General features: G+C 68.1%; 11 protein-coding genes. 5 read left to right on the top strand and 6 right to left on the bottom strand.

What is annotated here, in order from left to right; genetic code table 11:
• The first annotated feature begins 104 nt into the window (after window positions 1-104).
• From AC0IZJ_RS22295 to AC0IZJ_RS22280, 4 genes are all read left to right on the top strand, one after another.
• Complete coding sequence (locus AC0IZJ_RS22295; RefSeq protein ID WP_471853760.1) at window positions 105-902, top strand: alpha/beta hydrolase; 798 nt, start codon at window positions 105-107, stop codon at window positions 900-902.
• 20 nt (window positions 903-922) lie between these two features.
• Window positions 923-2,137 carry an efflux RND transporter periplasmic adaptor subunit gene (locus tag AC0IZJ_RS22290; protein ID WP_471853759.1) on the top strand — a complete coding sequence of 405 codons (1,215 nt, stop codon included), beginning with the start codon at window positions 923-925 and terminating at the stop codon, window positions 2,135-2,137.
• Window positions 2,138-2,224: 87 nt separating this feature from the next.
• On the top strand, window positions 2,225-5,458 hold the full coding sequence (locus tag AC0IZJ_RS22285; protein ID WP_471853758.1) for an efflux RND transporter permease subunit: 3,234 nt from the start codon (window positions 2,225-2,227) through the stop codon (window positions 5,456-5,458).
• 5 nt (window positions 5,459-5,463) lie between these two features.
• Window positions 5,464-6,828 (top strand): efflux transporter outer membrane subunit, encoded by a 1,365-nt coding sequence (locus AC0IZJ_RS22280; RefSeq protein WP_471853757.1) that lies wholly within the window; start codon window positions 5,464-5,466, stop codon window positions 6,826-6,828.
• A 155-nt stretch (window positions 6,829-6,983) separates the two neighbouring features.
• Here the strand turns inward: AC0IZJ_RS22280 and AC0IZJ_RS22275 are convergent, their stop codons facing one another.
• Together AC0IZJ_RS22275 and AC0IZJ_RS22270 are read right to left on the bottom strand one after the other, a co-directional pair.
• Window positions 6,984-8,207: a glycoside hydrolase family 19 protein gene (locus AC0IZJ_RS22275; protein ID WP_471853756.1), complete on the bottom strand. Its 1,224-nt coding sequence runs from the start codon at window positions 8,205-8,207 to the stop codon at window positions 6,984-6,986.
• On the bottom strand, window positions 8,204-8,863 hold the full coding sequence (locus AC0IZJ_RS22270; protein ID WP_471853755.1) for a hypothetical protein: 660 nt from the start codon (window positions 8,861-8,863) through the stop codon (window positions 8,204-8,206). The genes AC0IZJ_RS22275 and AC0IZJ_RS22270 overlap by 4 nt, the downstream gene beginning before the upstream one ends.
• Window positions 8,864-9,293: 430 nt before the next feature.
• On the opposite strand from AC0IZJ_RS22270, the gene AC0IZJ_RS22265 reads away from it, so the two are divergent.
• Window positions 9,294-9,854 carry a thymidine kinase gene (locus AC0IZJ_RS22265; protein WP_471853754.1) on the top strand — a complete coding sequence of 187 codons (561 nt, stop codon included), beginning with the start codon at window positions 9,294-9,296 and terminating at the stop codon, window positions 9,852-9,854.
• 141 nt (window positions 9,855-9,995) lie between these two features.
• On the opposite strand, the gene AC0IZJ_RS22260 is transcribed toward AC0IZJ_RS22265, so the two are convergent.
• From AC0IZJ_RS22260 to rffA, 4 genes are all read right to left on the bottom strand, one after another.
• Entirely contained in the window at window positions 9,996-10,562 is a 567-nt protein-coding gene (locus tag AC0IZJ_RS22260; RefSeq protein WP_471853753.1) for a hypothetical protein, read from the bottom strand.
• 62 nt (window positions 10,563-10,624) lie between these two features.
• Complete coding sequence (locus AC0IZJ_RS22255) at window positions 10,625-12,298, bottom strand: long-chain-fatty-acid--CoA ligase (RefSeq protein WP_471853752.1); 1,674 nt, start codon at window positions 12,296-12,298, stop codon at window positions 10,625-10,627.
• Between the two features lie 98 nt (window positions 12,299-12,396).
• Window positions 12,397-14,412 carry a hypothetical protein gene (locus AC0IZJ_RS22250; RefSeq protein ID WP_471853751.1) on the bottom strand — a complete coding sequence of 672 codons (2,016 nt, stop codon included), beginning with the start codon at window positions 14,410-14,412 and terminating at the stop codon, window positions 12,397-12,399.
• Window positions 14,409-15,536 carry a dTDP-4-amino-4,6-dideoxygalactose transaminase gene (rffA, locus tag AC0IZJ_RS22245; RefSeq protein WP_471853750.1) on the bottom strand — a complete coding sequence of 376 codons (1,128 nt, stop codon included), beginning with the start codon at window positions 15,534-15,536 and terminating at the stop codon, window positions 14,409-14,411. Before rffA ends, AC0IZJ_RS22250 begins: the two co-directional genes overlap by 4 nt.
• Window positions 15,537-15,664: the final 128 nt, after the last annotated feature.

Genomic DNA, 15,664 nt, shown 5'->3' with positions numbered 1-15,664 from the left:
GGCGGCCAACTGTTGCTGGCAAAGCAGATTGTTCCACGCGAAGGAAAAGTGAGTCGCTTTGCCGGGCGTTTATCCGGGGGACATGAAAGCCTATCTTTCGGTCCATGGACAAGTTCGCCATCCCTTCCCCGCTGCGCCTGGGCCCTGCCCCCGGCCTGACGGCCACCTTCCACGCCGCGCGGCGCCCGCTGGACGGCGGCAGCCGCGCGCTGGTGCTGTTCCTGCACGGTGGCGCGTTCACCGACTGCGCCACCGAGGCCGCCGCCGCGCGCAGCCAGCTGCTGGCCGAGGCCGGTGCCGACGTCGTCGCGCTCGACTACCCGCTCGCGCCCGCCCACCCCTTCCCCACCGGCCTGAGCGCCGCCTTCGAGGCCTTGCAGGCCCTGGCCACCATGCTGCCCAAGCTGACCGGCAGTGCGCAGACGGCGCTCTTCGTTGCGGGTGAAGAAGCCGGCGGCAACATTGCCGCGGCACTCGCGCTGATGGCGCGTGACCAGCGCGCACCGCACCTCGCCGGGCAGCTGCTGATCTCGCCGATGCTGGACCCCGTGCTGGGCAGCGCGTCGATGCGCGAAGGCGAATGCGGCACCTGCGAGTGCATCTACGCCAAGGGCTGGCAGGCCTACCTGGGCACCACCACGCGGGCCGACCACCCTTACGCCGCACCGCTGAACGCGAGCCGCCTGGCGGGCCTGGCGCCCGCGCTGATCCTCAGCGTGGCCGGCCATCCGCTGAACGACGAATCGCGCCGCTATGCCGCCGCGCTGCGCGAACACGGCGGTGCCGCCAAGGAGCTGACGCTGCCGGCCATCGCATCGGGCTATGTGCTGGCCCCCATCCACGAATTCGTGAGCCAGGCCACCCGCCAGGCTCTCGCATCACCTTCATCGCCTTCTGTCTGAAGCTTCTGCGAGAAAACGAAATGCAGTCCACCACCCCCCGTTTCAATCGCCGCCTCGGTGTCATCGCGGGCGCTGTCGCCCTCGTGGCCCTCGGCGCCATCGGCTTCGGCCAGTTCAGCCAGCCGGCGCAGGCCAACTCCGGCCCGGCCGCGCCGCCCGCCACGCCGGTGTCGGTCGCCCAGGTCGTCAGCCAGGATGTGGCCGCCTGGAACGAGTTCTCCGGCCGGCTCGAAGCCGTCGAGCGCGTGGACGTTCGGGCGCGCGTTTCCGGCGCCGTCCAGCAACTGCACTTCCGCGAAGGAAGCCTCGTGAAGGCGGGCGACCTGCTCGTCACCATTGACCCCGCGCCCTACCAGGCCGAGGTGGCCCGCTTCGAGGCCCAGGTGGCGGCGGCGCAGGCGCGCGTGACCTATTCGCAGAGCGAGGCCGTGCGATCCAAGTCGCTGTGGGAAGACCGCGCCGTGGCCCGCCGCGAGTTCGACGAAAAAGACAACGCTGCCCGCGAGGCCGCGGCCAACCTGCGCGCCGCGCAAGCCGCACTGCAGTCGGCCCAGCTGAGCCTGGGCTACACGCAGGTGCGTGCGCCGGTGGCCGGCCGCGTGGGCAAAATCGAGGTGACACAGGGCAACCTCGTCGCCGCCGGGGCCGGCGCGCCGGTGCTGACGACGCTGGTGTCGGTCAGCCCGATCTATGCCAGCTTCGATGCCGATGAACGCGTGGTGCGAGAGGCGCTGGCGTCATTGCCCAACGGCGCTGCCGAGCGGCGCGGCATCGAGCGCATTCCCGTCGAAATGCTGGCGGGGGCCGACAAGTCCACTTCCGGTCGGTTGCAGCTCATTGACAACCAGGTCGACGCCAAGAGCGGCACGCTGCGCGTGCGCGCGGTCTTCGACAACAAGGATGGCGGCCTGATGCCGGGCCAGTTCGCCAAGCTGCGCCTCGGCCAGGCGACGAACGAAGCGGCACTGCTCGTCAACGAGCGCGCCGTCGGCACCGACCAGGACAAGCGTTATGTCATCGTCGTCGGCGCCGGCAACCAGGCCGAGTGGCGGCCCGTGACGCTGGGCGCCAACGTGAACGGCCTCCGCGTCGTGACCAGCGGCCTGAAGGCCGGCGAGCGCGTCGTCGTCGGCGGCGTGCAGCGCGTGCGGCCGGGCTCGGTCCTCGCGCCCAAGGATGTGGCGATGGACGCCAAGCCCGAACTGCAGGCCCAGCTCGCGGCCAAGGCCTCCTGACCTAGCACCCCCCTCCGTAGCAAGCCCTGCGACCAGGCCGGTTCTGACCGGCCTGCGGGGACGGCTTTGCCTTCAGAAAGAAGAAAAATGAACTTCTCCAAATTCTTCATCGACCGCCCGATCTTTGCGGGCGTGCTGTCGCTGCTGATCTTCATCGGCGGCCTGCTGTCGATACGCGCGCTGCCGATCTCGGAATACCCCGACGTCGTGCCGCCCTCGGTTGTCGTGCGCGCCCAGTACCCCGGCGCCAATCCCAAGGTCATCGCCGAGACGGTGGCGACACCGCTGGAAGAAGCCATCAACGGCACCGAGGACATGCTCTACATGAGCAGCCAGGCGACGACGGACGGCCTGATGACGCTGACCGTCAGCTTCAAGCTCGGCACCGACCCTGACAAAGCCCAGCAGCTGGTGCAGAACCGCGTCTCCCAAGCCGAAGCGCGGCTGCCCGAGGAGGTCAAGCGCCTGGGCGTGACGACGGTCAAGAGCAGCCCCGACCTGACCATGGTCGTGCATCTGACTTCGCCCAACGACCGCTACGACATGACCTACCTGCGCAACTACGCGCTGCTCAACGTCAAGGACCGCCTCGCGCGCATCCAGGGCGTCGGCCAGGTGCAGTTGTTCGGTTCGGGCGACTACTCCATGCGCATCTGGCTGGACCCGCAGAAGGTGGCCGAGCACGGCCTGTCTGCCAGCGACGTGGTGGCCGCCATCCGCAGCCAGAACGTGCAGGCCGCGGCCGGCGTGGTGGGCGCGTCGCCCGGCCTGCAGGGCATCGACCTGCAGTTGTCGGTCAACGCGCAGGGCCGCTTGCAGTCGGTCGAGGAGTTCGGCGACATCATCGTCAAGAGCGGCGCCAACGGTGCCGTCACGCGGCTGCGTGACCTGGGCCGCCTTGAGCTCGGTGCCAGCGAATACGCGCTGCGCTCGCTGCTCGACAACAAGCCCGCCGTCGCAGTGCCCGTGTTCCAGGCGCCGGGCGGCAATGCGCTGGACATCTCCGCCAACGTGCGCGCGACGATGGCCGAGCTGAAGGCCGCCATGCCGGAGGGCGTGGACTACACCATCGTCTACGACCCGACGCAGTTCGTGCGTGCCTCCATCGAGTCCGTCATCCACACGCTGCTGGAAGCCGTCGCGTTGGTGGTGCTGGTCGTCATCCTGTTCCTGCAGACCTGGCGCGCCTCCATCATCCCGCTGCTGGCCGTGCCGGTGTCCATCGTCGGCACCTTCGCGGTCATGCACGGCTTCGGCTTCTCGATCAACGCGCTGAGTCTGTTCGGCCTGGTGCTGGCCATCGGCATCGTCGTCGACGACGCCATCGTCGTGGTGGAGAACGTGGAGCGCAACATCGCCTCAGGCCTGTCACCCCGCGACGCGACCTACCAGGCGATGCGCGAGGTCTCCGGGCCCATTGTCGCCATCGCGCTGACGCTGATCTCCGTGTTCGTGCCGCTGGCTTTCATCACCGGCCTGACGGGCCAGTTCTACAAGCAGTTCGCGCTGACCATTGCCATCTCGACGGTGATCTCGGCGATCAACTCGCTGACGCTCTCGCCCGCCCTCGCGGCCCTGCTGCTGAAGGGCCACGACGCGCCCAAGGACGCGCTGACGCGCGGCATGGACAAGGTCTTCGGCCGCTTCTTCGCGGGCTTCAACCGCCTGTTCACGAGCGGCTCCGCGAAATACGGCAGCGGCGTGAATACGCTGATGTCGCGCAAGGCGCTGATGATGGTGATCTACCTCGCGCTGGTGGCGGCCACGGTCGGCCTGTTCAAGGCGGTTCCCGGCGGCTTCGTGCCGGGGCAGGACAAGCAGTACCTGATCGGCTTTGCGCAGCTGCCCGACGGCGCCACGCTGGACCGCACCGAGGACGTCATCCGCCGCATGACCGACATCACGCTGAAGACGCCGGGTGTCGAACACGCGGTGGCCTTCCCGGGCCTGTCGATCAACGGCTTCACCAACAGCTCCAGCTCGGGCATCGTCTTCGCGACGCTCAAGCCTTTCAACGAGCGAAAGACGAAGGACCTGTCGGCCGGCGCGATTGCCGGCTCGCTGAACGGGCAGTACGGCGCCATCGAGGACGCCTTCATCGTCATGTTCCCGCCGCCGCCCGTGCAAGGCCTGGGCACGACGGGCGGCTTCAAGCTGCAGCTGCAGGACCGCGGCGGCGTGGGCTACGAGGCGATGGACGCGGCGGTCAAGGCCTTCATGGCCAAGGCCGGCAAGACGCCGGAGCTGGCGGGGCTGTTCTCCAGCTACCAGGTCAACGTGCCGCAGCTGTTTGCCGACCTCGACCGCACCCGCGCCCGCCAGCTCGGCGTGGCCGTGACGGACGTGTTCGACACGATGCAGATCTACCTCGGCAGCCTGTACGTGAACGACTTCAACCAGTTCGGCCGCACCTACTCGGTCCGCGTGCAGGCGGACGCCGCCTACCGCGCCCGCGCCGAGGACATCGGCGCGCTGAAGGTGCGTTCGTCGTCCGGCGAGATGGTGCCGCTGTCCGCGGTGATGAAGGTCAAGCCCAGCTTCGGCCCCGAGCGCGCCATGCGCTACAACGGCTTCCTGGCCGCCGACATCAACGGCGGCGCCGCGCCCGGCTTCTCGTCGGGCCAGGCACAGGCTGCGGTGGAACGCATCGCTGCGGAGACGCTGCCGCCGGGCGTCGGCTTCGAGTGGACCGACCTGACCTACCAGGAAAAGATCGCCGGCAACTCGGGCGCGTGGGTGTTCCCGCTGGCCATCCTGCTCGTCTTCCTGGTGCTGGCCGCGCAGTACGAAAGCCTGACGCTGCCCATCGCCATCCTGCTCATCGTGCCCATGGGTCTGCTGGCGGCGATGACGGGCGTGTGGATGAGCCACGGCGACAACAACGTGTTCACGCAGATCGGGCTCATCGTGCTGGTCGGCCTGAGTGCGAAGAACGCGATCCTGATTGTCGAGTTCGCCCGCGAGCTGGAGTTTGCGGGCCGCACGCCGGTGCAAGCGGCACTTGAGGCGGCACGACTGCGGCTGCGACCCATCCTGATGACGTCGATGGCCTTCGTCATGGGCGTGCTGCCGCTGGTGCTGAGCACCGGTGCCGGCGCCGAGATGCGCCAGGCCATGGGCATCGCGGTGTTCGCCGGAATGATCGGCGTGACCGTCTTCGGACTGTTCCTGACGCCCTTGTTCTACGTCATCGTCCGCCGCCTGACCGGCAACTCGCCGCTGCGCCACCACGGCGGGCAAGTTGCTGCTCCGGCCGCTCCCGAAGTTCCCCCGCAGCACGTCGCGCCCGTCGTCGACGCTCTGCCGCAACGAGGCAAGTGATCATCATGAAATTGAACCTGACCCCACTTTTTGCAGCGCTGCTGCTGGCAGGCTGCGCCTCGGTCGGCACCGTCAACCCGGCCCAGCTGCCGCAGGCACCTGCTGCCTACAAGGCCACGGCTGCGAACGACGCACCTGCACTGACCGTGAGCTGGTGGCAGCCTTTTGCCGACCCGGTGCTGGACGACCTCGTCGGCCGCGCGATGGCGGCCAACACGAGCGTGCAGGCAGCAGCCAACCGCCTGGCGCAGGCCCGTGCCGCCCTGAGCGGCGCCGAGGCGTCGCGGCTGCCGCAGGTCGGCGTCGCCGCCGGTGCCGGCCGCACGGCCGACCCGGGCGGGCGAGGCGCGACGCAATACAACGCCGGCCTGAACCTGGCCTACGAGCTGGACCTCGGCGGCCGCCTGCTGCATGAGCGCAACGCCTCTGCGCTGGACGTGCGCGCCCGCGAGCAGTTGCTGGCCGACGCCCGCCTGCTGGTGCAGGCCAACGTCGCCCGCGGCTATCTGGCGCTACGCGCGCTGGACGCCGAGCGCGAGATCGTCCGAGGCACCGTCGCCGCATACGGCGAGACCTTGTCGCTGACCGAAAAACGCGCCCGGGCGGGCGACGTGGCCGACCTCGACGTCGCCCGCGTGCGCGCCGAGCTGGCCGCCAACGAGGCCGAGTCGTTTGCGCTGGACCGTCGGCGCCTGGAGCTGGAAACAGCGCTGGCTGTGCTGCTGGGCGAACCGGCCTCCAACTTCCGCCTGGCGCCTACCGCCTGGTCCACCGCACTGCCCGCCGTGCCCGCCGGGCTGCCGAGCGAGCTGCTGCAACGCCGCCCCGACCTCGCCGCTGCGCAAAGCCAGCTGCAGGCCGCGCAGGCCCGCGTGGGCACCGCCCAGGCCGCCTGGTGGCCGAGCTTGGCGCTGACGGCGCAGGGCGGCGGTGTGTCGAGCGAGCTGTCCAACCTGCTGAAAAGCGGCGCCAGCACCTGGGGCGTCGGCCTCTTGGCTGCTCTGCCGATCTTCGACGGCGGCCGTCGCGAGGCCGGCGTCAACGCGGCCAAGGCGCAGCTCGACGGCTCGGCGATCGCCTTCCGCGAGCAGTTCCTGCTGGCGCTCAAGGACGTGGAAGACCAGCTCGGCGCGCTCAGCCTGCTGCAGTCCCAGGGCGAGGCCAACTCACGCGCCGTCAGCGCCGCCAGCCAGGCGCTGCGCCTGTCCGACACGCGCTACCGCAACGGCCTGGTCAGCCAGCTCGAGCTGCTGGACGCGCGCCGCAGCGAGCTCGCCAACAAGCGTGCGGCGCTGCAGGTGAGATCGGCGCAATACCAGGCCACCGTCGGGCTGATCCGGGCGCTGGGAGGCGGCTGGGCTGGTGCCTGAGCGCGGGATTTGCGGGCCGAGCGCCGGGCCGCTCCCAAGCCGGCCCCCGATGGCGATGTGATTGCGGCTCAACGCCGCAAGCATCGCCGTCCCCCAGGGGGACCGATCAGACGCGCCCGCGTTCAGCGCGGCGAGACTGAGCGAGGGGTTTCATTTCAGGCGCCTAAAAGCGCCTTGGCGCGCATCAGCAGCCGGCGGCGGTCGTCAATGCCATTGAGGCCGCCGTTGACGCGCTTGGTCAGCGACGTCAGGTCATCCACGTCGGCCAGATTGTTCAGATTCCGCTTGGCCCAGAACCAACCCGCGACGTCCACGCACAGCTCGGGGTCGGTCTCCACCAGCTCCGGTGTGGCCAGCAGCTCGGCCTCGCGGCCGATGGCGCGGCCGTACTCGCCATAGTTGGCCCGGCCGGTCAGCTGGATGAGGCCGCGGCCCTTGAACCTGCGGCCGTCGCCGGGCTGCACGTTGCCGAGGTCGACGCGGCCCTGGTAGGCCTCGCCGTTGGCGATCTCGGCACGGAAGCGGAACTCGCCGGACTCGTGCCCCACCTGGGCCAGGAAGTGCGCCTGGCGCAGTGGCGTGTCGATGTGGCGGTTGGCCATGATCTTCAGCAACCGCTGCGAGAAGTCGGCCACATCGCTGTCCTTGGCGCGCAGGTAGAGCAGGCTCAGCCAAGCCGGCGCCAGCGCATCGGGCAGTGATTCGCACAGCTTGACCAGCGTGGCGCCGTTGGCGTCGATGCGGCCGTCAGGCTCGCCCTGGCCCATAGCGCTTCGCTGGAAGGCCATGATCGCGTCCAGAGTCTTCTGCCCGAAGGCGCCGTCCGCCTTCAGCGGTTCGGCCAGGACGATGCGGCCGGTGGTGCCGCAGAGGTTCAGCAGTTGCTGCACGGTCTCGACGTCGTCGCGCGCATTGCTGCACTGAGCGCCCACCGCCCCGGTCGTCAGACCTTTGCCGCGTGTGCCGGCGGCAGCGGCAACAACCCCGCCAGCGACCACCGGCGCGCTCACCGCAACGGACGCGCCCTCGCGGCGCTCGAAGTGCGGCGTGTCCTTGAACGTCGTCCAGTTGCCGCCCCAGCGGTTGGCGCCGTCCAGGCTTTCCCAGTACTGGCCCAGCGGGCGCAGCGTCTCGACGTCGTAGACCAATATCGGCCGTCCATCGACGCCGTCGCGGAAGAAGTTGAGGTCGATGGCCAGGCGCTTCAGGTGCTGGCTGGCCATCGTCGTGCTGCGTCCGTTGCGCACATGCAGCGCCTGCTGCTCCGGCGTGCGGTAGAGCTCGCCGGCAGAGGCGGAGAAGCCCAGTTCGCCGGCCTTGCGGACCAGCTCGCAGACATGCAGCAGGAAGACCGATTGCTCGCGCACGAGGTCGCTCATTTGCGGCCTCCGTGATCGCTGCTGTCCTGATCGGCCTCGGCCTGCATGGCCGAGCTCTGGGCTCGGATGGCATCGCCGAGCTGGCCGATCTTCTCGTCCTTGGCCTTGCTGCCGGCGCTGGAGCCGAAGAAGTACTGCATGATGGCCGACAGCGTCACGCCGAGCAGGAAGCCCAGCACGGTGTCGATGACACGGGCGCGCGGGTCGGTGGCCTCGTACTTGGGTCCGAAGGCCGCAACGAAGATGAAGATGAAGGTCAGCAGCGTCAGCACGCTGGCGTAGATGTAGATGAACCGGCGCACCCAGGGATCGGTGCTGCCTATGGCCGTTTCCTGCATGTGGCGCGCGCTGAGGCGGTCGGCCGCAGCGATGCGCTCGTACTCCAGCAGGTTGGCGTCGCTCTTCTGGCGGTATTCCAGCAGCTTGCCCTGGTACTCGAACTCGAACTGCTTGAGCTGGGCCCACTGCGTCTCGGTGAGCTTGTTGTCGGCGACATCGTTGATGTCGATGCCGGTCTTTTCCTGGATGAGATTGGCGATCTCGGACGTGCCCTTGTTGACCGCGCCGCGGAACACGCCGCTGAGCAGGTCCAGCCCCTTCTGGGCAAGCTGTGGCGCTATCGCCGACAGCGCGGCCGCGATCAATGGAATCGGCATCTGCTGCTCCCGGTCAGGTGAGACGGGGCAGCTTACTGCGGCGCTTCTGAGCGCCGCATCCTTTGAAATGACTAAGGCAGCGTCTTGCAGTTGGGCTTGCAGACCACCTCGTTGCGCCCCAACAGCCGGATCGACTGCAGGCTGGCAGGCGCACGGTGCTTGCCGCATTTGAAGCAGGAGCGGGTGTGGCCACTGCCAAGGAAGGGCGAACCGCCTACCTTCGACTGGTAGCGAAGGCCATCTTGACGGACTGAAGTCACAGAATCTTTGCTCATCTTCGTACGGGTCAGGACGAAGTGTGCATTGATGCACATGCCGCATGACAGCGCCACCTCGCAAGCCCCCAGTTCGGCCTGAAACCACGGGCTTCCCCTACCCGCAAGCGCGGGGTCGGCCGCCGGGGACAATGCCCCTCTGCTTTTGACGACCCATGGCCAAGCTATTTTTCAGATATGCGGCAATGAACGCCGGCAAGTCCACTGCCCTGCTGCAGGTGGCACACAACTATGAGGAGCGCGGCCACCGGGTGCGCATCTTCACAGCCCGGCTGGACGACCGCTACGGCACCGGCTTCGTCACGTCGCGCCTGGGTCCCAGGCGTGAGGCCGAACAGTTCGACGCCGGCACCGACTTCCAGGCGCTGATGGCCGAAAGCCCTGGCATCGCTTGCATCCTCGTCGACGAGGCTCAGTTCCTGTCCAAGCGCCACGTGCAGCAACTGCACGAGATGGCGCATTTGAGCAACCTGCCCGCCATCTGCTACGGGCTGCGCACAGACTTCCAGGGCGAGCTTTTCCCCGGCTCGGCCGCGCTGCTGGCGCTGGCGGACGAGATGGACGAGATGAAGACCATCTGCGACTGCGGCCGCAAGGCGACGATGAACATGCGCGTGGACGCCGGCAACCGCAAGGTCACCGAAGGCGCGCAGGTGGAGATTGGCGGCAACGCCCGCTACCGATCAGTCTGCGGTCGCTGCTTTCACCGGGGCTGAAGTGAAGCCCCTCGTCTGAGGAATACCTTGGCCGGTTCCTGAAGGGGACGGCGACCCAGACCGGATCGACCGGCACGTACGTCGCCAGGCGGGCCGGCTTTGGAGCGGCAAGGCTCTCGGCCCGCTGGTTGTCGGGCCGCGTTAACGCAAGCCCAGCGCGTCGCGCACGGCGGCGGCGGCGGCATCGCCCTTGGCCTTCTGCACGCGTTCGACGAATTGCAACGCCAGGCCCTGCAATTCGCCGAGGCTGTCGCAGCGCTCGACCTCCAATGCGAACGCATAGCCCTTGAAGGGGCCCAACAGCTTGGTGGCCTGGCCGCTCATGTAGGTGTAGAGGGCAGCGCGGTCCAGCAGCGGCGAGCCCCCGGCTGCGGGCGCGGGCGCGGGCGCGGCTGCGGGGGCGGGCGCGGCCGCGGGTGCCGGGGCCGCAGCGCTCGGCGGGGGTGCCGCCACGGGCGGCCGGGCAGGTGCTGGCGGCTGAGCCGCGCTCGGCGACGCCCAACCGGCCTGCGGCACGATCAGGCCCTGCTGGCGCAGCGCCTCGAGATCGGCCTCGGTCGCCCCGGTGACAAGGCGCAGCCATTCGCCGGCGGGCTTGGTCGCGTCGAGAACCAGCAGCAGATTGCGCGCGGCGCGGGACAACGGCAGGGCGCGCGCGCGAATTTCAGCGCGCCCAGCCTCGGTTTTGGAATGCAGCAAATCGAGCACGGTGGGGAGCCTCGCCCGCGACGGGATCACCGCCGACAGGCCTCGTCACAAAGAAACGGCGATCAGGTCTTGTCCCGCAGCTCACGTCGCAGGATCTTGCCCACGGGGGTCTTGGGCAGGTCGGTGCGGAACTCGACGATCTTGGGACGTTTGTAGCCGGTCAGGTTCAGTTCGCAATAGGACCGGACGTCAGCCTCGGTGAGATTCGGGTCTTTCTTCACGATGACGACCTTCACGGCCTCTCCGGCCTTCGCGTCCGGCACGCCGACGGCAGCGCACTCCAGCACGCCGGGCATTTGCGTGAGGACGTCCTCGACCTCGTTCGGATACACGTTGAAACCGCTGACGAGGATCATGTCCTTCTTGCGATCCACGATCTTGAAATAACCCCGTTCATCGACGGTGCCGATGTCGCCGGTGCGGAAAAAGTTGTCCGCCGCCATCACCTTGGCGGTTTCATCCGGCCGTTGCCAGTAGCCGGCCATCACCTGCGGGCCGCGGATGGCGATTTCGCCCGGCTGGCCCATGGGCACTTCGTTGCCGTCGTCGTCCAGCAGCTTGAGCTCGGTCAGCGGCATGGGCAGGCCGATGGTGCCACTGTAGGCGGTGCTGTCGGTCGGATTGCAGGTGGCCGACGGCGAGGTCTCGGACAGGCCATAACCCTCGACGATGGGGCAGCCGGTCTTCTCCAGCCAGAGCTTGGCCGTGGCCTGCTGCACAGCCATGCCGCCGCCCACCGAAATGACAAGCTTGCTCCAGTCCACCGTGCCGAAGTCGGCATGGTTGGCCATGGCCATGAAGAGGGTGTTGACGGCCGGGAAGCTGTGGAAGCGGTGCTGCGACAGCTCCTTGAACATGGCCGGCAGGTCGCGCGGATTCGGGATCAAAACATTGGCGCCGCCCATGTGCATGGACAGCATCATGTTCGTGTTGAAACCGAAGATGTGATAGATCGGCAATGCGCAGATGGTGACGACCTGCTCGCCGGCCGGCAGCTTCTTCAAGGCTGGCTGGTACCAGGCCTCGCTTTGCAGGATGTTGGCGACCAGGTTGCGGTGCAGCAGCACGGCGCCCTTGGACACGCCCGTCGTGCCGCCGGTGTACTGCAGCACGGCGATGTCGTCGGCGCCAAGCTTCGGGGCCTTGTAGGTCAGGCTGCGGCCCTTGGCGAGCGCATCGTTGAAGCGAACGGCGCCGGGCAGCTCGAAGGCCGGCACCATCTTCTTCACCTTGCGCACGACGTAGTTGACGATGCTGCCCTTGAGCAGGCCCAGCATGTCGCCCATGGCCGCCAGGACGATGTGCTTGGTCGGCACACTCTTGATGACCTGTTGCAGCACCGAGGCGAAGTTCTCGATGATGACGATGGCCTTGGCGCCCGAGTCCTTGAGCTGATGCTCAAGCTCGCGCGGCGTGTACAGCGGGTTCACGTTGACGACGACATAACCCGCCCGTAGCACGGCAGCCACGGCCACCGGGTACTGGAAGAGGTTGGGCATCATCAGCGCGACGCGGTCGCCCTTCTCCAGGCCCAGGCTCTGCAGATAGGCCGCCAAGGCCCGCGAGGCTTCGTCCACCTGCGCAAAGCTGACGCTCTTGCCCATCATCAGATAGGCCGGCTTGGCGGCGTTCTTCTTGAACGAGGTGTCGAGCAGATCGACCAGGCTCGGGTAGAGCGAGACGTTGACGTCACGCGGTACCTCGGCCGGGTATTGCTTCAGCCAGATGGGCTCCATGGCCTTGTCTCCTTCATTCTTGATTGGCGGCGATTCTGACCGAAGGCTGACAGCGGACCGTCAGGGGATTCGATAGGCGCTTGGCGACCGCGCAACCCCTAGTGAACGACGTGCACGAGCCCTGCAGTGCCCACGCCAACGAAGGACGTCAGGGACAACGCGAAGCCGACTGCGGCGACCCAGCGCAGCGGCACTCGATCCTCGCGCCCGACCAGGGCCAGACCCAGGCCCAGCATGGGCACGATGCTCAGCAGATAGCGCCCCTGCGGCTGGTAGTCCCCCGTCCAGCTGAACAACGCCGAAGCGACGATGGCGCTGGCACAGCTGACGAGCACGGCCTGGCGCACGCCGCTCAACTCGGCCTGCGGCCGCTGACGCCAGAACGCCAGGGCCAGCACGCCCAGTAGGCTGGCCTGCAGCGCGGAGCTCAACAGCGCCGGCGACTCGATGTCCAGATAGCCATAGGACCCGAAGGCCGTGCGCAGGGATTGCCCCAGCCAGCCCCGCTCTTGCAGCTCGACCAAGCCCTTTCCTTGGTTGCGCATGCGGTAGCGGCTGTTGGCGCCCCCCGCTGCAAGCGCGCTCGGGCGCATGCTCGCCTCGGCAAACTTTTCCTGCACCGCAAGCGCGGCTGCCGCCCGCTCGGGCGCCCAGGGCGCCGCGTTGTGTGCCAGCTCGTCGGTCATCTTGATGCCGATTACCAGGCACAGGCCGAGCGCCAGCCAGCCAACCGCGCGCCAGCGAGGCAGCCAGTCGCCCCGCGCCTGCCATTGGCGCCAGCCCCACCAGGCCAGCAGGGTCGCCAGCACCAGCAGGCAGATCAGCGCAGGCAGCGCGCGCGGGAGGGCGGGCAGGGTACCGTCGATGGCCAAGGGCAAGAACAGCAGCAGCCAGAGGGCCGCCCAGCGCAGCCTGCGCCAGGCCGGGGCATCGAGTCCGGGACGGCAGGTGGACATCCACAGCATTGCCAGCAGCACCAGGCAGGGCCAGTAGTTTTGCTTGGAAAGCAGCAGCAGGCCGGCCAGGCCGCCAAAGGCCAGCGCCCGACCCGGGGACCAGGGTGATCGAGGTACGTCCGAAGTCCAATGGGCCAGCGTCAGCAGGTACAGCATCGCGCTCAGGGCGTAAGGCAAGGCGTCACCGTTGAAGTACGCGAACAGATACCAGGCCTGCGGCATCAGCAGCAGCGGAAGCAGGAACATGAAGCCGCGCCGCAACCGCGCGGCAGCCACGAGAACCCAGGCCAGCAACAGCACGTTGAACAGCCGCAGACCGAGTACGTCGTCCTGCAACAGCGGCCAGGCTGCCACCGCGAACTTCGCGGCCAGCACATAGACCGGATCTGTCGCGTTGAGGTAGGAAATGCCGTAGACGTTGGCCCGGTAGGCCGGCTCCATCTCGGCCGCGCCGATGGCGGGCTTGACCCAGTGCTCGAAGTGGTAGCGGGCCGTCGTGACGTGCGTGCCCTCATCCGGGCTCAGCGACACATCGGTGCGCACGAGCCAGGCCATCGTGATGACGGCCAGCAGCAGGGCCAGCGCCCAGCCCCGCGTGAACGGCACCGGCGCATCCGCCGCCAGATCGCGACGGGGCAGCAGCAGCACCGCCAGCCAGACCAGCAGGGGCACAAACATCAGTTGCAGGGCGCCGACACCCGGGGCGCGCGTGTCCAGACCACCGGCCGGCAGGGTGAGCGGCGACGCCAACGCCACGGCCTGCGCGCGATCCGGCCGCGCATCCATGCGCAGGAATCCCTCGCCCTCCAGGGTCCTCGCCTCGCCCAGCAACTGCTGGCGTGGCACGCCGTAGCGGCTGACCAGGGCGGCCGCGAGCCGCGCCGAGTCGACGTTGGACCGAAGGGTCACCGCCTCCAGCGGGCAGGCCGGCAGCGGCAGGCGCAGCCGCTGATACCCGGGGTGGATGGCTTCGCGATGCCGGAAGGCCTCGGCGCCGGACCCCTCGCAGCGCGCCTGCAGCCACAGGGAACCGACCGCCGGGCTGTCAACCCAGACCTCCAGACGGTGAGGCTTGGCGCGCTGATGCACCAGCACCAGCAGCAGGCCAACCAGCAACGCGACGACCAGGCCGTATGCGGCGCGGCGCAGGCTGCTCATCGGAGCGTCGCAAGCGCGGCGTCGATGACGCGTTCCTGTTCAGGCTCCACGCCCAACCAGAGCGGCAGGCGCACCAGCCGCTCGGATTGCCGGTCCGTCACCGCCATCGACCCCGATGCGCGAGCGAAGCGCTGGCCGGCCGGCGAGGAATGCAGCGGCACGTAGTGGAAGACGGCGCCGATGTGGCGGGCCTTCAGCTCGGCGATGAAGCGCGTGCGCTGCTCCAGGTCTTCGAGTAGCAGGTAGTACATGTGGGCGTTGTGCTGGCAGTCCGCCGGGATGATGGGGCGGCGCAGCAGGCCCGCCGCTTCGAGAGGCGCAAAGGCCTCGTGGTATCGCTGCCAGATGGCGATGCGCTCGGCGTTGATCCGATCCGTTTCCTGCAGCTGCGCCCACAGGAAGGCCGCAACCAGCTCGGACGGCAGGAAGGACGAACCGATATCGACCCAGGTGTACTTGTCGACCTGGCCGCGGAAGAAGCGAGACCGATTCGTCCCCTTCTCGCGGATGATCTCGGCGCGCTCCACCAGCGCGGGATCCTGGACCAGCAGCGCGCCGCCCTCACCGGAAATGACGTTCTTGGTCTCGTGGAAGGAAAACGCACCTAAGGCGCCCAGCGTGCCGAGCGGCCGCCCCTTGTAGAAGGACCCATAGCCCTGGGCGGCGTCCTCGATGACGAGCAATTGATGCCGGGCGGCGATGTCCAGCAAGGTGTCCATCTCGCAGGACACGCCAGCGTAGTGCACCGGCACGATGGCCTTGGTACGCGGCGTGATCGCCGCCTCGACCAGACGTTCGTCGAGGTTGAGCGTGTCGGGCCGGATGTCGACGAACACCGGCGTGGCGCCCCGCAGCACGAACGCATTGGCCGTCGAGACGAAGGTGTACGAGGGCATGATGACCTCGTCGCCGGGCCCGATGTCGGCCAGCATGGCCGCCATCTCCAGAGCCGCAGTGCACGAGTGCGTCAGCAAGGCCTTGCGCGTGCCGGTCACCTCTTCCAACTTGGCATGGCAGAACTTGGAAAACTTCCCATCGCCAGCCAGCCATCCGTGGTGATGGGCCTCGGAGATGTAGAACAGCTCGCGGCCCGTCATGTGGGGCTTGTTGAACGGAATGCTCATGTCAAGGAGAGGTTGGCTGGCGAACGTTTGAAGCACTGCAGCAGCCCCACCGTCGGGTGAGCCGCAGCACGGGCGTATCGTTCACAGTGTCGCTCCGAACGGTAACCGCCGGCCGACCGCGCCCCGCC

The organism is Roseateles sp. AC306, from assembly GCF_979253795.1.
The sequence above is the reverse complement of the archived record's forward strand: the minus strand, read 5'-3'. Positions and strand labels throughout refer to the sequence as shown.